The organism is Sporomusaceae bacterium (genome assembly GCA_031460455.1).
Taxonomy (GTDB): domain Bacteria; phylum Bacillota; class Negativicutes; order Sporomusales; family UBA7701; genus Anaeroselena.
Genome location: JAVKTQ010000011.1, coordinates 20,971 through 40,398 on the forward strand (window position 1 = coordinate 20,971; position 19,428 = coordinate 40,398).

The following is a 19,428-nucleotide window of genomic DNA, read 5'->3' on the forward strand; positions in this document are numbered from 1 at the left end:
GCTCCGTACCGTCAGCCTGGCTGCGGTTATTTTTTCTGATATTGCTTGATTCTTTCTACATAGTCCTGACGGGGCGGGGAGAAGATGTCGATGCCTTTGAAGCCGGTCGGGGTACGGCCTCCGTGGGGTACGTTGGCGGGGTGGACGCAGACGTCGCCGGCTTTCATGTGGATGGTCCGGCCATCGACGATGTGCTCTTCGGTGCCTTCGAGGATGATGAGGATCTGTTCGCAGTCGTGGGCATGGATGGGGAATTCCGCTCCGGGCGGCTGTTCGATAAAGCTGAGGAGAACGTTGTCGCCGAGGAGAAAGCGGGTGTTGACTTTGTCTGTCAGCGGTACCGGCGTAATATCCTTGATTGTAAAAACGTATTTTTTCTCTTCTGTCATTTCTTACCCTCCTCTAGGTTCGATTTTGACGCTGCTGTTTTTTTGTATGGCGGTTGTAACACCCCCCAGTTTTCTCCCCGTAAGATTTTTTTACTTCAAACGCGCCATGGCCACATGGTCCATGTCGTCGAATTTCTGGTTCTCGCCGGCCATCCCCCAGATGAAGGTGTAGCTGCCTGTGCCGACGCCGGAGTGGATCGACCAGCTAGGCGATATTACCGCTTCTTCGTTGCGGATGACGATGTGGCGCGTTTCTTCCGGCTCGCCCATGAGGTGGAAAACGACGGATTCGGGAGCAAGATCGAAGTAGAAGTATACTTCCATGCGCCGTTCGTGGGTGTGGCAGGGCATGGAGTTCCACATGTTGCCGGGGGCGAGGACGGTCATGCCCATGACGAGCTGGCAGCTTTGGACGCCGCCGGGAACGATGTACTTGAAGATTTTCCGCTCGTTGGACTGGCTGATGCTGCCCAGAGCGGCGGGGACGATGTCGGCGACGAGGATTTTGGCGGTGGGGTAGGTTTTGTGCGCCGGGGTGCTGTTGAAGTAGAATTTGGCCGGGTTGGCCGGATCGTCGCTGCTGAAGGTTACTTTTTGCGCGCCCATGCCGATGTACAGTCCGTCGGTTTTTTTCAGGGGGTATTCTGTGCCGTCGACAACGACTTTGCCTGACGCGCCGACGTTGATGATGCCGATTTCCCGCCGCTGGAGGAAGTATTCGGCGGCAATCTCCTTGCCGGCTTCGAGGTCGAGGGGAGCGGTGGGGCAGACTCCGCCGGCGATGATCCGGTCGAAGTGGCTGTAGACCATTTTGGTCTCGCCGGGGCTGAAGAGGTTCTGGATGAGATAATCCTGGCGAAGACGGTCGGTGGTGTAGTGTTTTGCATCCTGGGGATGGGCCGGGTACCTGATTTCCATGTGATGGCCTCCTTCGAGTTTTAAGATTATGAGAGTGTCTTTCGGTCAGGATACATGCCCCAGAGCGCGGGAGATGCTCTTGGTGGCTTCGATGAGCCGCGGGGCGACGATCGTTTCCGCCGTCCGCCGCGAGACGCGGGATATCGGCCCGGAAACGCTGATCGCGGCAAGAATCTGGCCGAGATGGTTGTAAATGGGCGCGCCGATGCAGAAGCATTCGTTGTCGCTCTCGCGGTCGTCGAAGCCAAAGCCTACGCGGCGCACGACTTCCATTTCTTTGAGAAAGGCTTCGGGGGTTACGAGGGTGTAGTGGGTCCGCCGTTCCATGCCGACTTCGACAAGTATCTGCCTGATCTCTTCGTCGCTGTGGGCGATGAGCAGGGCTTTGCCGAGGGATGTGCAGTGCAGCAGGTTGTTGCCGCCGATCTGGGCGACGAGACGGATGGTGTGGGGGCTGTCGATGGAGTCGAGGTAGAGGACCTTGTTCCTCGCCAGCATGCCGAGGTGGACCGATTCGTTGGTGAGCTGGTTGAGTTTTGTCATGTGCGGCCGGGCGAGGCGCTTGAGTTCGAAGCCCCTTTCGGCTTTTTGGCCCAGGGTGAGAAAGGTGAGCCCCAGGCGGTAGCCGCCTTCGTTGCTGCAGCAAACATAGCCGCGGGATTCGAGGTTGGAGAGGATACGGTATACCGTTGATTTGGGCAGCCCGACTTTTTCGGTGATGTTTTTCAGACTGACCGGTTCGTTGCAGGTGCCGATGACCTCAAGGACATCCATGGCCCGCTGGAGAACCTGGACTTCTAAAAAGTGCTTTTCCATGCTTCTTTCTCCGTTTCATATTATGAAACCATATGCCGCATACTAGAATTTTATTGCTATTTTACGCTTTCCGTTGCTAAATTCCTGCCGATATTCCATTATTTTGGCATGATAGTTCATGATGTGAAATGGACCTAACGGATCTCCGGGGAATCATTATTGCCGAGGGATGGGGAATTTCGGCGTAAAAAAAAGAGCGATTCGCTAGAACCGCTCTTATGTGTGCGCCGCAAACTATTTCCGCAGGTTGGCGTGGTAGCTCTGGAGTGATTTTACGCCGCTTCTGCCGCCGTCGTCCTTGAAGGCCGCTATGCCTTTGACCGCCGCTTTCGCCGCCGCCAGGGTGGTGATGTAGGCGATTTTATGTTTTATCGCCGCCTTGCGGATGTAGGAGTCGTCTTCGACTGCCTGTCTGCCCATCGGGGTGTTGATGACGAGCTGGATCTCACCGTTGGTGATCGCGTCGGGGATGTTGGGCCGCCCTTCCTGAATCTTTTTGATTCTGTCGCAGTTGATGCCGTTCTGCTGCAAAAAGCTGCAGGTGCCGCCGGTGGCCATTATCCTGAAGCCCAGCCGCGCGATTTCGCGGGCGAGCTCAAGCAGCTCGGGCTTGTCGCGGTCGGTGACGCTGAGGAGCGCCGTTCCTTCGACAGGCAGGGAGGTCTGGGTGGCTTCCTGGGCTTTGTAGAAGGCCATGCCGAAGGAGTCGGAGATACCGAGCACTTCGCCTGTCGAGCGCATTTCCGGCCCGAGGACGGGGTCGACTTCGGGGAACATGTTGAAGGGGAAGACGGCTTCTTTGACGCCGAAATGGGGTATCGGCCTTGATTCGTAGCCGCCGAGGTCGATTTTCTTGCCGGTGAGGGGCGCTACCATGATCGTCGTGGCCAGTCTGACCATGGATATGTCGCAGACCTTGGAGACGAGCGGCACGGTGCGCGAGGCGCGCGGGTTGGCTTCGAGCACGTATACTTTGTCGTCGGCGATGGCGTACTGCATGTTCATGAGGCCGCAGACGCCAAGTTCTTCGGCCACGGCGCAGGTGTAACGGCGGATGGTCTCCAGGTGGCGGGGCGGGATGGTGATGGGCGGGATGACGCAGGCCGAGTCGCCCGAGTGGACGCCGGCGAGTTCGATGTGCTCCATGATGGCGGGCACGTATGTCTTGTCGCCGTCGCATACGGCGTCGGCTTCGGTTTCGATGGCGTTTTCGAGAAACCTGTCGATGAGGATGGGCCGCTCGGGGGTGACGCCGATGGCGCCGGCCATGTAACGGCTGAGCATGGCGGCGTTGTAGACGACTTCCATGCCGCGGCCGCCGAGCACGTAGGAGGGCCTGACCATCAGCGGGTAGCCGATCCGGCCGGCGATCGCCATGGCTTGGTCGACGGTGCTGGCCATGCCCGATTCGGGCATGGGGATGGCCAGTTTTTCCATCATTTTGCGGAAGTGGTCCCGGTCTTCGGCGAGGTCAATCGTTTCCGGGCTGGTGCCGAGGATGTTGACGCCCGCTTTGGCCAGTTCGCCGGCGATGTTGAGCGGGGTCTGCCCGCCGAACTGCACGACCGCCCCGAGGGGTTTTTCCTTTTCGTAGATGCTGAGCACGTCTTCGACGGTGAGGGGTTCGAAGTAGAGTTTGTCGGAGGTGTCGTAGTCGGTGGAGACGGTTTCGGGGTTGCAGTTGACGATGATGGTTTCGAAGCCGAGGTCGCGCAGGGTAAATGCGGCGTGTACGCAGCAGTAGTCGAATTCGATCCCCTGGCCGATGCGGTTCGGGCCGCCGCCCAGCACCATGATTTTGGGCTTGTCGCTTGCGGTCGTCCGGTCGGGAGCGTTGTAGGTGGAGAAGTAGTAGGCCGCGTCTTCGACGCCGCTGACCGGCACGGCTTCCCAGCTTTCGCGGAGGCCAAGCCCCAGGCGCTGTTTGCGGACGGCTTCCTCGGAAAGGCTGAGCAGGCCGGCGAGGTAGCGATCGGCAAAGCCGTCTTTTTTGGCGCGGATGAGCAGTTCGTCGGGAAGTTGCCCGCCTTTGTGGCGCAGCAGTTGTTCCTCGAGGTCGACGAGTTCCTTCATTTGCCGGAGGAACCACGCTTTGATGTGGGTGAGTTCGTGGATTCTGTCGATGTCGGCGCCTTTGCGCAGGGCTTCGTAGATGATGAACTGCCGTTCGCTGGTGGCGTGGCGCAGCAGTCCGAGAAGTTCTTCGAGGGACCGGTGGTGGAAATCTTTGGCGAAGCCGAGGCCGTAGCGGCCGATTTCCAGGGAGCGGATCGCCTTCTGCAGCGCTTCTTTGTAGTTTTTGCCGATGCTCATGACTTCGCCGACGGCCTTCATCTGGGTGCCCAGTTTGTCTTCGGAGCCGGGGAATTTCTCGAAGGCCCAGCGCGCGAACTTGATGACGACGTAGTCGCCGGACGGGGTGTATTTGTCGAGTGAGCCGTCCCGCCAGTAGGGGATTTCGTCGAGGGTGAGGCCGGCGGCCAGCATGGTGGAGATGAGGGCGATCGGGAAGCCGGTGGCCTTGGAGGCCAGGGCGGAAGACCGGGAGGTGCGGGGGTTGATTTCGATGACGACCACCCGCCCGGTTTTGGGGTCGTGGGCGAACTGTACGTTGGTGCCGCCGATGACTTCGATGGCTTCGACGATTTTGTAGGAGTATTCCTGGAGGCGCTTTTGCAGCTCGGGGGCGATGGTGAGCATCGGGGCGGCGCAGAAGGAGTCGCCGGTATGGACGCCCATGGCGTCGATGTTTTCGATGAAGCAGACGGTGATCATCTGGTTTTTGGCGTCTCTAACGACTTCGAGTTCGAGTTCTTCCCAGCCGAGGACCGATTCCTCGATCAGCACCTGGCCGATGATGCTGGCGGCGATGCCCCGGGCGACGATGACGCGCAGCTCTTCGAGGTTGTAGACAAGTCCGCCGCCGGTGCCGCCCATGGTGTAGGCCGGGCGCACGACGACCGGGAAGCCCATTCCCTGGGCAATCTCCTCAGCTTCGGCGAGGGTGTAGGCGGGTTTGCTGCGGGGCATTTCGATGCCCAGCCGGTTCATCGTTTCCTTGAAGGCGATGCGGTCCTCTCCCCGCTCGATGGCGCTGAGCTGGACGCCGATCACTTTGACGCCGTACTTGTCGAGCACTCCTGCCCTGCCCAGCTCGGCGCTCAAATTGAGCCCGGACTGGCCGCCGAGGTTGGGCAGCAGGGCGTCGGGCCGTTCTATGGCGATGATTTCGGTGAGGCGTTTGACGTTGAGCGGCTCGATGTAGGTGATGTCGGCGATGCCAGGGTCGGTCATGATGGTGGCGGGATTGGAGTTGACGAGCACGATCTCGTAGCCCAGTTTGCGCAGGGCTTTGCAGGCTTGGGTGCCGGAGTAGTCGAACTCGCAGGCCTGCCCGATGATGATCGGCCCGGACCCGATTATCATGATCTTGTGTATATCGGTACGTTTCGGCATAATATCTCGCTCCTGTTCTTTGTATATTGTGCTTGCAAATTTGTTGTCGATGTATTTTTCTAACTTTATTGCGAATTCCCTTGTATTTTTGTATTTTATTTTTGACCGCGCCGGCGTTTTCGCACCTGACAAAATATTCGCCCGGGCCGATGCCCGGGCGAACGTACGGTAACGCGCCGTTATGTTATTCGGTTTTGCGTTTGATGTAGGTAGGGATGGAGTAGGCGTACATTTCTTTGTTGATGTCGACATGGGCGGGCACGTAGATGACGACGGTGTCGGACACCCGCTGGTTGGCGCCGCCGGTGATGACGAGCAAACCGTCGAGGAAATCGCCAATACGCTGTTTGACGGTTTCGTCAACAGCTTCGAAGTTTATCAGGACGGCAACGTTGGCTTTGAGATAGTCGGCGCACAGTTTTACATCGTCGAATTCGGCCGGGTTGGCGATGAATACTTTCAGCGCCGCCGGGCTGTGCACTCTGAGCTGGGCGCGGCGGTCGCCCGCCACGGGCGGTTGTGCCTCCGCCGGCTGTATTTCTTCGACCGGCATGAGGAAGTTGGTCAGCTTATCGATGAGGCCCGAAGCCAAGTTCCCCACCTCCTTGACATAAGTATTTGTCTAGTCCATTTTCCGGTAAAGTTTCGACGTGTATTGCCAATTTCCTGCATGAAAATGGCATTTGTCAGTAATTTCGTCAAAAAAAGCGGAAAACTTAAGGAAAAAACGAAAATGGACAGGACAAAACTGCCTAAAAGCTCCAGATGCAAGGCAGTCCGAGGACGTGCAGCGACGCGTACTCGGCGTACGCTAGCAAGCGACCGGAGGACTAACGCCGCAGATGGACTTTTAGGCAGTTTTCACAGTATTACAGCACACAGTCTTCGCAGAGGGTGCCGCCGGTGAGAACTTGCTCCGCCCTACTCCCGTCCCTGTAGACGGTGACGCCCTTGCAGCCGCCGGCGTGAGCCTGCCGGAAGATGGCGGCGACGTCGGCTTCGCTGGCTTCGTGGGGCATGTTGACGGTTTTCGATACGCCGTTGTCGGTGAACTCCTGGGCGGCGGCGAGATGGGCCACATGCCAGTAGGGGTCGATGGCGGGGGCGGTTGCGAGGACTTCTTTGACGTGGCCGGGGAGGGCGGTGTCCGCGACACTGCCGCAGGCGGCGATGGCTTCGGCGACTTCTTCCGTATACAGGTTACGTTGACTGAGGTAGTCGACGACGGTGCGGTTGACGCTGGTAAGCACACGCCCTTCAAGGACGCGCCGGGAGAGGGCGAGGGCGAAGAGCGGCTCGATGCCGCTGGAGCAGCCGGCGATGATGCTGATGGTACCGGTGGGGGCGATGGTGGTGACGGTGGCGTTGCGCATGGCGGCAAAACCGCGGCCGGGGTAGACGCTGGCGGCAAAGGCCGGGAAGCTGCCGCGTTCGGCGCCGAGGAGGGCGGATGCCTGCCGCGCTTCGCGGGTTATGAATTCGAGTAGCTGCCCGGTGAGGGCGGTGGCCGCCTTGCTGGCGTAAGGGATGTCGAGCATTATGAATACTTCGGCCAGCCCCATGATGCCAAGGCCGATTTTGCGGGTGCGGCGGGTGGCTTCGGCGACGGCTGGCAGAGGATGGTCGTTGATGTCGATGATGTTGTCGAGGAAGCGGACGGCGATGCGGACTGCTTCCCGCAGGCGGCCGAAGTCGATGCCGCCGGCAGCGACCAGCCTGGTGAGGTTTATCGAGCCGAGGACACAGGATTCGTAAGGCAGGAGGGGCTGCTCTGAGCAGGGGTTTGGGGCTTCGAAGCCGCCGAGGGCCGGGGTGGGGTTGAACCGGTTGACGGTGTCGAGGAAGAACAGGCCGGGTTCGCCGCTTTCCCACGCCATGCGCACGAGCAGGGCGAAGAGGCCGCGGGCCGCGACCGTCCGCGCGACGCTGCCGTCGCGGGGGCTGACGAGGGCGAAGGGGCGGTCTTCGGCGACAGCGTGCATGAAGTCGTCGGTTATCGCCACCGAGAGGTTGAAGTTGTTGAGGACGTCGTGGCTGCGTTTGGCGGTGATGAATTGTTCGATGTCGGGGTGGTCGACCCTGAGGACGGCCATGTTGGCGCCGCGCCGCGCTGCGCCTTGTTTTACGACCTGGGTGGCGATGTCGTAGATGTGCATGAAGGATACCGGTCCGCTGGCGACGCCGCCGGTGGTGGATACCCTGTCGCCGGCCTGCCGCAGGCGCGAGAAGGCGAAGCCGGTGCCGCCGCCGCTCTGATGGATGAGGGCGGCGTTTTTGAGGGTTTCGAAGATGCTGGTGAGCGAGTCTTCGACAGGCAGCACGAAGCAGGCGGCGAGCTGGGCCCGCTCTTTGCCGGCGTTGATGAGGGCCGGAGAGTTTGGCAGGAAGACGAGGTCGGCCATCAGCCGCCGGTATTCGTCGGCCGCCCGGGCGGCGTCGCGGCCGTAAAGAGCTTCGGCGGCGGCGACGTGGTCGGCCACCCGCCGGAACATGTCCTCCGGAGTTTCGCCCTCTTTAAGGTAGCGGGCCTGAAGGACGGCCACGGCTTCGGGAGAAAACATCCCTACTCCCCTTCCTGCGCCTCCTTGGCGTTTTTGCGCTCGCGGGCTCTGAGCTGCCGGTCGAGGGTGGATTTGCGCAGCCGGATGCTCTTGGGCGTGACTTCGACGGCTTCGTCGTCGTTGATCCACTCCAGCGCCTGCTCCAGGCTGAGGATGCGGGGCGAGGCGAGCCTGAGCGCCTCGTCCGCGGCGCTTGAGCGCATGTTGGTGACGTGCTTTTTCTTGCAGGGGTTTACTTCCATGTCCATTTCCCGTGCGTTTTCGCCGACGACCATGCCTTCGTAAATCGCCTGACCGGGGACGACGAACATCGTGCCGCGGTCCTGGACGCTGTGGATGCCGTAGGTGGTGGTTTCGCCGGTCTCGAAGGCGACGAGCGCGCCGCGGGTGCGGCCGGATATGTCGCCTTTGTAGGGAGCGTAGCCGTGGAAGATGTGGTGCATGATGCCGTAGCCTTTGGTGTTGGTGAGGAATTCGGAGCGGAAGCCGATGAGGCCGCGGGCGGGGATGACGAATTCCAGCCGGAGGTAGCCGGCCAGTTCGACCATGTTGATGAGCTCGGCCCGGCGGGTGCCGAGGGCTTCCATGACCGTCCCCATGTACTCGGGGGGTACGTCGACGGTGAGTCGCTCCAGCGGCTCGCATTTCTGGCCGTGGATGGTCTTGAGGATGACCCTGGGTTTGCCGACCTGAAATTCGTAGCCTTCGCGGCGCATTGTTTCGATGAGGATGGACAGATGAAGCTCGCCGCGGCCGGCGACTTCGAAGGAGTCGGGGCTGCCGGTTTCGTCAACCCGCAGGCTGACGTTGGTTTCAACTTCCCGGAACAGCCGCTCGCGCAGATGACGGCTGGTGACGTATTGTCCTTCTTTGCCGGCGAACGGACTGGTGTTGACGCTGAAGATCATCGCGAGTGTCGGTTCGTCGACCTTGATCGCCGGCAGGGCTTCGGGGTTTTCGGTGTCGGCGATGGTTTCGCCGATGTTGACGGTGTCGAGGCCGGTGATGGCGACGATGTCGCCGAGGGCGGCGTCTTTGACTTCGGTGCGCTTGAGGCCTTCGTAGACATAGAGGCGGCTTAGCTTGGCCCGCGTTTCGGTTTCGCCGTTGAGGATGGTGACCGTCTGGCCGCTCTGCACCCGGCCCCGCATGACGCGGCCGATGGCGATACGGCCGACGTAGTCGTCGTAGTCGAGGGTGGTGACCATGATCTGCAGCGGCCCGTCAATGTCGCCGTGGGGGGCGGGAACGGCGGAGATCAGCAGGTCGAACAGCGGTTTGAGGTCCTGGCTGTCGTCGTCCATGCTGAGTTTGGCGATGCCGTCGCGGGCGGTGGCGTAGACGACGGGGAAGTCGAGCTGCTTGTCGTCGGCTTCAAGCTCGATGAAGAGTTCGAGGACTTCGTCGAGCACGTCTTCAACCCGCTGGTCGGGGCGGTCGATCTTGTTGATGACGACGATGGCCTGAAGGTCCTGTTCGAGCGCTTTGCGCAGGACGTATTTCGTCTGGGGCATCGGTCCCTCGAAGGCGTCGACGAGGAGCAGCACGCAGTCGACCATGTTGAGCACCCGTTCGACTTCGCCGCCGAAGTCGGCGTGGCCGGGGGTGTCGACGATGTTGATCTTGACCCCGCCGTAGATGATGGCGGTGTTTTTGGCGAGGATGGTGATGCCGCGCTCGCGCTCGAGTTCGTTGGAGTCCATGACGCGTTCGATTACTTGTTCGTTGCTGCGGAATACGCCGCTCTGCTTGAGCATGGCGTCGACGAGCGTTGTTTTGCCGTGGTCGACGTGGGCGATGATGGCGATGTTGCGTAGGTCGTTGCGTTGCATTAATTTTTCCTCCTGTAGCCTGTTGCTTGTAAAATGCCGCGAGTATTATTTAGTCTCCTGCATAGCGGGATGCTATTATGCGGTTATTTTTCGCCGTTGCCGTTTGCGCCGGCTTCGTCAAGTGTTTTGCGAACGTATTTGCGTACTTTCTGGGCGCCGCGCAATATTGCGGAAAGCTTGGCGGGACCTGCCGCGCCGGCCGCCTCCAGCCGCTTGCGCAGTTCCATGAATTCGCTGTCGAGCTGTTCGATGAGTTCCTGCAGTTCGATGACCGCCGGGTCGACGAGCACCAGGCCGCTGAATTCGATGCTGTAGCTGCGGCCGTCGATGACGGCGACGTCGCCGAAGTTTGGCACATAGGCGGGGTAGCCGAGTTGGGTTTTTATGACGCCGGCGAAGGCGTTCGACTGCTCGGGCTCGCCATGGACGATGAAGATGTTGGCCGGGGGTTCCTTGAACATCGTCAGCCATTTGACGAGGTATTCCTGGTCGGCGTGGGCCGAGAAGCCGTCAAGGTTATGAATCTTCGCCCGTACGCCCACTTCCTCGCCCATGATTTTTACCCGTTTGACGCCTTCGACGAGCCGCCTCCCAAGGCTGCCTTCGGCCTGGTAGCCGACGAGGATGACGCTTGATTCCGGCCGCCAGAGGTTGTGTTTGAGGTGGTGGAGGATGCGGCCGGCGTCGGCCATGCCGCTGGCCGAGATGATGATGGCCGGCTCTTTGAGGAAGTTGATGGCTTTGGATTCGTCGGGCGTCCGGGTGAATTTGAGGCGCAACAGCCTGTTGAGGTTGTCGTTTTTGCCGTACAGCATCTCGTGGGCTTCGGCGTCGAAAACCTCCGGGTGATGGGTGAATATATCGGTGGCCGAGATGGCCAACGGGCTGTCGATGAAGACGGGAATGTCGGGAATTTTACCGGCTTTGAGCAGTTTGTAAAGGTAGTAGACGATGGTCTGGGTGCGGCCGACGGCGAAGGCGGGGATGACGATGTTGCCGCCGCGGGCCACGGTTTCGTTTATTATCGCCGCCAGGGCCTCGCCTTTGTCGTACTGCTCGTGGTTGCGGTTGCCGTAGGTGGATTCCATGACGATGTAGTCGGCGGCTTCGATGGCGGACGGGTCTTTTATGAGCGGCTGGTCGGGCTGCCCGAGGTCGCCGGAGAAAACGAATTTGACTGTTTTGCCGTTTTCGGTGACCCATATTTCGATGATCGATGAGCCGAGGATGTGGCCGGCGTCGTTGAAGCACACGGTTATTTCCGGCGTGATGTCAAGCTTTTGGCCGTAGGGCTTGGGGTCGAAATTTTTTAGGCAGGCGTAAGCGTCGTCGACGGTGTAGAGCGGTTCGAGGGGGGGCTTGCCGGCGCGGCGGCCTTTGCGGCCTGCTATTTCGGCTTCGAATTCCTGGATGTGGGCGCTGTCCGGCAGCATGATGCGGCATAGGTCAGCGGTGGCTTCGGTGGCGTATATTTTTCCTTTGTAGCCTGCTTTGCACAGTTTCGGCAGCAGGCCGCTATGGTCGATGTGGGCGTGGGTGAGGAGGACGGCGTCTATCGCGGCCGGTTCGAAGCGGAACGCCCGCCGGTTGAGGGCTTCGGTCGCTTTCGAGCCCTGGAACATGCCGCAGTCCACCAGGATTTTGCTCTCGCCTGCTTCCAGGAGGTATGAAGAACCGGTAACCATTCCCGATGCTCCCAAAAACGTCAGTCGCATGTTTTTTCGCTCCTTCGCCAGATTATACAAATATTTGCCAACGCATTTTACTTCCACGTTAGTATATCATTTCCTGCCCAATAAAAAAAGCGGAGAATGTCCCCGCTTAATTGCCCTCTCCCCTATTCTTCGCCGAAGATGCGGACCTCTGGCTGCAGCCTCACGCCAAACCGCTCCTGGACCTGGCGCTGCACTTCTTTGATGAGGGCCAGTACGTCGGCGGCGGTGGCGCCCCCGGCGTTGACGATAAAGCCGGCATGTTTCCCGGATACCTGCGCGCCGCCGATTTTGAAGCCTTTGAGGCCGGCCTGCTCGATGAGGGTGCCGGCGAAGTAGCCGGGGGGACGCTTGAAGGTGCTGCCGGCGCTGGGCATTTCGATGGGCTGTTTGGCTTCGCGGCGGTTCGTGTAGTCGTTCATTTTCGTGTCGATTGCGTCGTCGTCGCCGGCTGCGAGCGCTAGCTCGACCTCGCAGATGATGCAGCCGTTGTGCTGGAAGACGCTGTCCCGGTAGCCGAAGCGGATGTCGGCGTGTCCGAAGCGCTGCAGTCTCCCGTCGGCGCATACCGCGGTGACGGCCGCAACGACACAGCCGATTTCGCCTTCGTAGGCGCCGGCGTTCATGAAGACCGCGCCGCCGATGCTTCCCGGGATGCCGACGGCAAATTCCAGCCCGGTTAGCCCTTGGCCGGCGGCGTAGCGGGCGACGTCGCCTAAGGACGCCCCGGCGCCCGCTTTGACTGTCGTGCCGCTATGGGTGATGCTGCCCATCGTGGCGTCGAATTTCAGCACCAGACCGCGGATGCCTTTGTCGCGGACGAGTACGTTGGAGCCGTTGCCGAGGATGGTTACAGGCATGCCGTATTCGCGGGCGACAACAAGCACCGCCGCCACTTCCCGGGTGGAGGCGGGCAGGACGAGATAGTCGGCCGGGCCGCCGATGCGGAAGGTGGTATGCTTGGACAGGGGTTCGTCGAGCAAAAGACGGGGGGCGGCGATGACTTTCTGCAGTTGTGTGAAGAAGTCGTCCTTTAATTTAATCTTTTGCAAACAAATCCAGTCCTTCGGCGACCGAGTCGCCTATAATTTTGCTTATGTCGGCCATGATGCGCTGAAAACGGAAGTACGCTTCGAGAAATACCCGCGCTTTGCCGTTCATGGCAAGCAGTTCGTACATCCTGTGCAGCGCCTCGGTCTTGGCCGCATCTTCCTTGCCGGCGAGCGCCTCGTATTCGAGTTCCATTTTTTTGCGGAGAAAATCCTGGACCATTTTCTTGGCGTCCGGGTCGGCCGCGAGGGCTTCCTTGGCGACCAGGAAAGCGCGGTATTCGTCAGACGCTTTGAGTGTTCGGGCCAGTTCGTGCGCCTTGTCGTACGGGTTCAAGCATATTCCTCCCATATACTATGTATCTTATGCTCCCCGGCACAGATTAATACATCGCGGCCGAGGGGGCATACCGCGGGGACATAGGTGTATTCAATAACATGTCTGCCAACTCCTGCCGGTCATGGGAAAATGAAAGAAACGCCCTGCCTGCCGGCGGGGCGTTTGGCAATAAGCCGGAGACTTTATATGAGGTTCCAGATGCAAGGCGCACCGGAGAAGCGCGCCGCGCCGCGTACTTCGGGCGTACGCAAGCAAGCGCTTTGAGGAGCAACGCCGCAGATGGGGCCTCAGATAAGGTCGACTATTTGTCGAGGCTGAGGTTGTCGGCCATGTGATCAAGCTCCTGGGCCATGCTGCCGGCCTGCTGGACCGCGCCGGCTACATGGGCGAGGGCGCCCGCGATCTGGCCGATGACGTCGTTGACCTGGCTGAGTTGGCCATAGGTGCTGTCGCTGTCGGTCTGGATGGCTTTGACGATGTCTTCGATTTTTTTGATGGAGTCGGCGGTGCCGATGGCGAGTTTGCGGATTTCTTCGGCCACGACGCCGAAGCCCCGGCCGGCGTCGCCCACCCGGGCCGCCTCGATGGCGGCGTTGAGACCCAGCAGGTTGGTCTGTCCGGCGATGGTTTTGATGAGACCGATAACCTGGTCGGTTTCTTTGACCCGCTGCTGCGATTCCTGGGAGAGCCGGGAGAGGTTGGCGCTGACGGTGGCGATTTCTTCCGCCTGGGCGGAGATTTCTTCGGTGGTGCTGGCGAGGACGCTGATGCTGTCGCTCAGTTTGCCGGCCATGTCCTTTAGGGCGTCCTGACGGTCGGTCTGCTCGATGACAACCACCCCGCCTACCACCCGTCCGTCGGCGTCGGATACCGGATAGGCTGTTGCGATGTACGGCAACCCGAAAGTCGCCTTATCCCCCCGTACGACTACGCGGCGCTTTTCTTCCATAGCCTTGACAATTGCGGTTCCGGGCTTTAATGGAGTCCCCTCCGGAATTTTAAGGTCGAGTTTCTGCGACGGACGGTAAAAGAGGTACTTTTCCCGGTCGGTAATGGCTACGCCGATTTCGCCGGCGTGGAGGTCGACAAGCACCGGCATGACGTGCAGGAAGTGTTCGAGGACGGGGTTTCTGTCACTCAAATATCTCTCCCCCTTTTATTTATTAATGTAATTTCTTAGCGGTTTGCCAAAGCATTCCGGTAGTATTCCTGCATGGTCTTGGCGTCGGCGGCCTGGGTGCCGGCCGATTCGCAGACGATCCGCGGCGTGTAGCCGCGGGCGGCGATGACGTCGAGGAGCGGCTCGTGGGGCGGCCCGTAGTCGTCGCCGAATGTCCAATGACGTTTTTCGCCCGCTTTGGTGAATTCGATGCGGCTGAAGTGGATGTGGACGGCGGCGGCTTTCTGTTCGCCCAGTTTCTCGGCGACGAGGTCGAAGGCGGCCTCGTATTCGGCGCGGGTGGTGTAGCGGCCGCCGGTGACGGCGTGAAGGTGGCCGAAGTCGATGGTGGGGATTGTCCATTCGCTCAAGGCGCAGAAAGCCAGCACTTCCTCAAGGTTGCCGAGCTGGTTCTGTTTGCCCATCGTTTCCGGGGCGAGGTAGATTCCTGCCAGCAGCCCTTGCTTGTCGGCTTCCTCCAGGATGGCGAGGAAAAGCGCGGTGGCACGGTCGATCGCCTGGTGCCTGGGCTGCTTGCCCGGACCGCCGATGTGAAAGGTGACGCGGTCGGCACCCAGCCAGCGGGCGGCTTCGAGCGATTTGAGGATGTGCCTGGTGGTGTTGGCGGCGATGGTCGGGTCTTCGGTGGCCAGGTTGATGTAGTAAGGGGCGTGAACGCTGAGCTTTACGCCGTGCCGCAGGGCGGCCTCGCCGATGGCCCGGGCGGTTTCCTCGCGGATGGTGACGCCGCGGCTGCACTGGTATTCGTAAGCGTCGAGACCCATGGAGGCCAGCCACGCCGGCATTTCGACCGAGGCCTTGTATCCCGCTGCGTAGAATGCGTCCGGGTTTCCGGCCGGACCGAATTGAGCTTGCGCCATTCTTAATCAACTCCTGCAAAAATTATGCCAGTTTGTCGTTTTTTCAAAGCAAATCCCGAAAGCCGTTCTGGCGCAGAGCTTCGTATACGACGACGGCGACGGCGTTGGAAAGGTTGAGCGATCTCGCGCCGGCCAGCATCGGGATGCGCACGCAGCGGGAACGGTTGGGGCCAAGGATGGTGTCCGGCAGTCCGGCCGTTTCCCGACCGAAAACAAGCACGTCTGCGGGGGTGTAGGCGACCTCGTGGTAGAACCGGTCGGCTTTGGTGGTGTTGAAGTGGAAGTTCAGGCCGTCGTACAGCTTCTCGACGGCGGCGAAGGAGTCGTGGTAGTGGACTTTGACGAGATGCCAGTAGTCGAGGCCGGCTCTCTTGAGGTAGCGGTCGTCGGTGGAGAAGCCGAGCGGCCGCACGAGGTGCAGTTCGCAGCCGGTCGCGGCGCACAGACGGGCGATGTTGCCGGTGTTGCCCGGTATTTCCGGTTCGACGAGGACGATGTGCATGGGTCACCTCTGCGCGGACCGCATTGGCGGAGAAGCCTGCGGTCTTGTCTATTATTATGTACACGATTGTCCGTATAACGATACAGCAACGGCGGTTGTCTGCGAAACCGTTGTCCGCAGGACGGTCACAGGTAGTCGACGCTAAAGGCGACGACTTCGGCTTCGCCGCAATCGTCGATGATCCGCCTGACGAGTTCGACCTGTCGGGCGAGTACGGCCCGGCTGCTGCCGGCGATGGCGATTTCGACGGCCGCGCGCTGCCAGGTGTCCTGGTGCCCGGTCTCGGCCGCGGAGGCGCCGCAGCGGGAGCGGATGCGCCCGACGACGCTGCGCACGACCTGGCGCTTGGCTTTGAGCGAACCGGCGGCGGGGATGAATAGTTCGACGGCGCATACGACGACCGCCATGACTAACGGCCGACGAGGGTGACGCAGACCGTCCGCCGGCGCGGGCCGTCGAATTCACCCAGGTATATCGCCTGCCAGGTGCCGAGTACGAGTCCGCCGCCCGTTATCGGCATGGTGGCCGCCGCGCCCAGCAGGGAAGCTTTGATGTGGGCCGGGGAGTTGCCTTCGGCGTGGCGGTAGGGCAGCGACGGCACCAGCTTGTCGAGGCCGGCGAGCATGTCGGCGACGACGTCGGGGTCGGCGTTCTCGTTGATGGTGACGCCGGCGGTGGTGTGGGGAACAAAGACGTGGCAAAGCCCTTCGCCGACGCCGCCGGCTCTGACGATGGCGGCGACCTGGGCGGTGATGTCGATGAACCCCTCGGTGGGGGTGGCGACGACGAATTTTTCCATGAGGCTCACCTCTTTGTTGTTATAGTTCCATAGCGGGCGGTAAAAATCCTATATCCGGCCTATAAAACAAAAACGCCCCGCGGGGGGGACGCTTTCTTGCCTAAAAGCCGAGGGACGTTCAGAACCCTCGAGATGCAAGGCGGCTTCGCCGGGCGCGCCGCGACGCGTACTCGGGTCGTACGCTAGCAAGCGCCCGGCGAAACAACGCAGCAGATGGGGGGTTATCAACGTCCCGACTAGCCGTGGATTAGGCGGGGGATACATTTTACACACACCCAATCGCTCTCGCCCTTCGACTTGATGGGCAGCAGGGGCCGGTCGTGCTCGGTGATGCCGCAGAGGTGGCATTTCATGGTGACGTTGTATTCCGGTTTGTCGGCCAGTGTTTTTTTGTGTTCGTGGACGGCGTGCTCGTCGAAGGGGACGGTTTCCCGTTCTTCGAGGGTCAGGGCCCCGGTCGGGCAGACGCCCAGGCAAAAGCCGGCCCCGTCGCAAAGCTGTTCGCGGCGGACCTTGGCCTTGCCGCCTACTATTTCGATGGCGCCTTCGGCGCAGGGGGTTACGCATTTGCCGCAGCCTGTGCAGAGGGCTTCGTCGATTCTGACTATTTTGCGCTTCACTTTATCCATCATCCACACCTCTTCCGTTGTTGTCTGTTTCTATTATATCCGGGGACAAGACGGCCAACAGTGATATTGGTCACATTCACAGTTTTTGGCCGGGTTCTTGCTTGCCTGGAGAAAGCCTTTTCTGCTACGATAGCGCAGCAAATCGACGAAGGCTTCGAGGCGCGTCACTGTTCCCGCTTCGCCGGTCTGCTCGTCAAAGGCCAGCGACAGCACGGGGATGCCCGCTTTTTCGCTTACCCCTGGCAGGATGTTTTTGGCGATGACTTCGGGCATGCAGGTGAACGGGAATACGTGGATTATGCCGTCGAACCCGGTTTGCCCCATGGCGGCGGTGTGGCCGACGCTTTTTATGCCGTGGCCGCCGACATAGTGGCCGAGGAAGGGCGCCGCGGCGGCGACGACGGCCGCCGACCGGCGGAGGGCGGCTCTGTCTCTGAGGATATGGGCGCCGACGTAGTCGCCGAGCAGCATGGTCGGATGGACTTCGACCCCCATCTGCCCGAGACGGCGGACGAGGTCGCCGTTGACGCCGCATTCGAGCATGACGTAGATTTCCCCCACCAGGCCGACTCTGAGGGGCTCCGGTCCGTCGCCGACAGGCAGCGTTTCCAGCCGCCGCAGCAGCGCGGCGGCGGCTCCGGCGGCGGCGGCCGGTGTGGCGGCGGCATCGACGGCGGCCAGGGCGCTGAGACGCGCGGCATCGACGGCGGCGGTGACGGCGGCGCGCGGCCGGGCGCGGCAGGCAGTCTGTTCGATGGCGTCAAGGGCTCGTAATTTGGCTCCGGCCAGCCGGAAAGCGGGCCAGACGGGCCGCAGGCCGCCGGGGGTGAGCCGCCGCAGTGCCTGCCAGACGCTGGCGATGTCGGGTTCGATGACGATCATGGCGAATTTATAGCCGAGGTCGCGGAGGATATCGCGCTGTACGGTGGCGTAATAACCGAGGCGGCAGGGGCCTTCGCCGCCGCAGGTGAGGATGGTGTCGGCGCCCGCCCCGAGGGCCTGGATGAAGTTGCCCAGTGTTGTTTTAAACGGCAGGCATGCTGTTTCGGGGGAATACCTGGCCCCGATTTCAAGCGTCGTTTTGCTGACGGGGGGCGGCGGCGCCGCCCGGACTCCCAGCGCCGTCAGCAGGGCTTTGAGGACGATGTGCAGCGTCCCCATGTGGGGGAAGGTGACGATCATGGGCGCCTCCTGGGCAGCATATCGGTGAAGGCTTCCAGCCTGGTGACAAGGCCGGCTTCGGCGGTGTGTTCGTCGAGGGCGAGGAGCAGGAAGGGGACGCCGCGATGTCCGGCCTGCCGTCTCAGTTGCTCGCCGACGAGGGAGTCGGGACCGCAGGCGAAGGAGGTAAGGAAGATCATGCCGGCGGGCGGCGGGCTGGCCCCCAGGAAGGCCAGGGCCGCTCCCGCCAGGCGACGGCAGTAGTGCCAGAATATGTTCTTGGGCAGCGCGGCTGCGGCCTGGTCGGCGGCCCGCGGGTCGACGCGGTCGGCGGTGAGGACGTCAACCCCCATGGCCGCAAGTTTGCCGGTGACGTCCATGCTGATCTGGCGGTCGCGGAGAATATAAGGGTGGCCCACCAGGGCGACGCGCGGGAGGTCTGCCGCTCCTACTGCGGCCGTGTATGGGCGACGGCATTCCCGCCAGGCCCGCTGCCAGGCGTAGAGGCTGTAGAGGGGCGAGCGACCGAGCGTCCCGCCCACGCCGGTTATGGCCCGCAGCAGGCTGCCGCGACCTGTGCGCAGGTCGACGGTCGGGGCGATGAGGGGCGGCCCGCCGGGGAAGGCGGCCCGCATGATGTCGGGGAGGCCGATGATTTTCGGGCAGGAATAGTGGCCGGCCGCGACGCTGACTACCCGTGGCAGGAAAAGGAGATCGACTTTGTCCGCAAGGGCGCGGGCGTGGCCGAAGAAGGCCTTGACCGGCAGGCAGACTTCGTCGATGCAGTTGCCGGCTTCGATGACGGCCCTGGTCGTTTCCGGCGATACCGCCGGTATGGCGCCAAGCCTGCGGAAGAAGGCGCTCCAGATGTCGCCGTAGTAATGGTAGAGGAGTCCGCGGGGGATGCCGACCGTCGGCGGCAAAGGGCATCGTTCCTTTCGCGCCGCGCTGCGGCGGCTTTGTGTCGAACTCTCTTATTATCACCAATGCGGCCCAATGTTATAAGGAAGGGAATAAATTTGCTCTTTTTCGTCACCGCACTATTCTTTCTTAGTCGAAAACGGTGTATAATAAATTAAATAGCTTCTGACGCAGCGGGCCGCCGGCCGGCTGGGGAGGAACCGATGCTCTGTCGAGTCTGCAAGCAAGGGCCGCGCGCCTGCGCCGAGGATGGCGATGTTTACCGTCCGGTAACGTCCGCCTTCTTTTGCCCTTGGCAGAAGA

18 protein-coding genes are annotated in these 19,428 nt (G+C 61.2%); all 18 read right to left on the reverse strand.

What is annotated here, in order from left to right; translation table 11 throughout:
• Positions 1 to 26: 26 nt before the first annotated feature.
• Entirely contained in the window at positions 27 to 389 is a 363-nt protein-coding gene (locus RIN56_14980; GenBank protein MDR7868099.1) for a cupin domain-containing protein, read from the reverse strand.
• A 90-nt stretch (positions 390 to 479) separates the two neighbouring features.
• Positions 480 to 1,307, reverse strand: coding sequence for a 5-dehydro-4-deoxy-D-glucuronate isomerase (gene kduI, locus RIN56_14985; GenBank protein MDR7868100.1), 828 nt, complete (start codon positions 1,305 to 1,307; stop codon positions 480 to 482).
• A 45-nt stretch (positions 1,308 to 1,352) separates the two neighbouring features.
• Entirely contained in the window at positions 1,353 to 2,123 is a 771-nt protein-coding gene (locus RIN56_14990; protein ID MDR7868101.1) for an IclR family transcriptional regulator, read from the reverse strand.
• A 234-nt stretch (positions 2,124 to 2,357) separates the two neighbouring features.
• Positions 2,358 to 5,579, reverse strand: a complete 3,222-nt coding sequence (gene carB / locus RIN56_14995) for a carbamoyl-phosphate synthase large subunit (protein ID MDR7868102.1) — start codon at positions 5,577 to 5,579, stop codon at positions 2,358 to 2,360.
• A gap of 184 nt (positions 5,580 to 5,763) precedes the next feature.
• The gene (gene sepF, locus RIN56_15000) at positions 5,764 to 6,171 is read right to left on the reverse strand and encodes a cell division protein SepF (GenBank protein MDR7868103.1); all 408 of its coding nucleotides are present in this window, start codon (positions 6,169 to 6,171) and stop codon (positions 5,764 to 5,766) included.
• 277 nt (positions 6,172 to 6,448) lie between these two features.
• On the reverse strand, positions 6,449 to 8,140 hold the full coding sequence (locus tag RIN56_15005) for an adenosylcobalamin-dependent ribonucleoside-diphosphate reductase (protein ID MDR7868104.1): 1,692 nt from the start codon (positions 8,138 to 8,140) through the stop codon (positions 6,449 to 6,451).
• Between the two features lie 2 nt (positions 8,141 to 8,142).
• Positions 8,143 to 9,972, reverse strand: coding sequence for a translational GTPase TypA (gene typA, locus RIN56_15010; GenBank protein ID MDR7868105.1), 1,830 nt, complete (start codon positions 9,970 to 9,972; stop codon positions 8,143 to 8,145).
• Positions 9,973 to 10,055: 83 nt separating this feature from the next.
• Complete coding sequence (locus RIN56_15015; protein MDR7868106.1) at positions 10,056 to 11,687, reverse strand: MBL fold metallo-hydrolase; 1,632 nt, start codon at positions 11,685 to 11,687, stop codon at positions 10,056 to 10,058.
• A gap of 122 nt (positions 11,688 to 11,809) precedes the next feature.
• Positions 11,810 to 12,736, reverse strand: a complete 927-nt coding sequence (gene murB, locus RIN56_15020) for a UDP-N-acetylmuramate dehydrogenase (GenBank protein MDR7868107.1) — start codon at positions 12,734 to 12,736, stop codon at positions 11,810 to 11,812.
• Positions 12,723 to 13,070 carry a YlbF family regulator gene (locus tag RIN56_15025; protein ID MDR7868108.1) on the reverse strand — a complete coding sequence of 116 codons (348 nt, stop codon included), beginning with the start codon at positions 13,068 to 13,070 and terminating at the stop codon, positions 12,723 to 12,725. The genes murB and RIN56_15025 overlap by 14 nt, the downstream gene beginning before the upstream one ends.
• A 304-nt stretch (positions 13,071 to 13,374) precedes the next feature.
• Positions 13,375 to 14,214, reverse strand: a complete 840-nt coding sequence (locus RIN56_15030; GenBank protein MDR7868109.1) for a methyl-accepting chemotaxis protein — start codon at positions 14,212 to 14,214, stop codon at positions 13,375 to 13,377.
• A 35-nt stretch (positions 14,215 to 14,249) separates the two neighbouring features.
• Entirely contained in the window at positions 14,250 to 15,113 is an 864-nt protein-coding gene (locus tag RIN56_15035) for a TIM barrel protein (protein ID MDR7868110.1), read from the reverse strand.
• A 43-nt stretch (positions 15,114 to 15,156) separates the two neighbouring features.
• Positions 15,157 to 15,615, reverse strand: coding sequence for a tRNA (cytidine(34)-2'-O)-methyltransferase (locus RIN56_15040; GenBank protein ID MDR7868111.1), 459 nt, complete (start codon positions 15,613 to 15,615; stop codon positions 15,157 to 15,159).
• Positions 15,616 to 15,740: 125 nt separating this feature from the next.
• The gene (locus RIN56_15045; GenBank protein MDR7868112.1) at positions 15,741 to 16,022 is read right to left on the reverse strand and encodes a DUF503 domain-containing protein; all 282 of its coding nucleotides are present in this window, start codon (positions 16,020 to 16,022) and stop codon (positions 15,741 to 15,743) included.
• A 2-nt stretch (positions 16,023 to 16,024) separates the two neighbouring features.
• Positions 16,025 to 16,414, reverse strand: a complete 390-nt coding sequence (locus tag RIN56_15050) for a secondary thiamine-phosphate synthase enzyme YjbQ (GenBank protein MDR7868113.1) — start codon at positions 16,412 to 16,414, stop codon at positions 16,025 to 16,027.
• Positions 16,415 to 16,650: 236 nt separating this feature from the next.
• A complete protein-coding gene (locus RIN56_15055; protein ID MDR7868114.1) occupies positions 16,651 to 17,043 on the reverse strand; it encodes a 4Fe-4S dicluster-binding protein in 393 nt (130 codons plus the stop codon).
• Positions 17,044 to 17,076: 33 nt separating this feature from the next.
• Complete coding sequence (locus RIN56_15060; protein ID MDR7868115.1) at positions 17,077 to 18,225, reverse strand: hypothetical protein; 1,149 nt, start codon at positions 18,223 to 18,225, stop codon at positions 17,077 to 17,079.
• A complete protein-coding gene (locus tag RIN56_15065) occupies positions 18,222 to 19,127 on the reverse strand; it encodes an acyl-CoA dehydratase activase-related protein (GenBank protein MDR7868116.1) in 906 nt (301 codons plus the stop codon). Before RIN56_15065 ends, RIN56_15060 begins: the two co-directional genes overlap by 4 nt.
• Positions 19,128 to 19,428 lie beyond the last annotated feature (301 nt).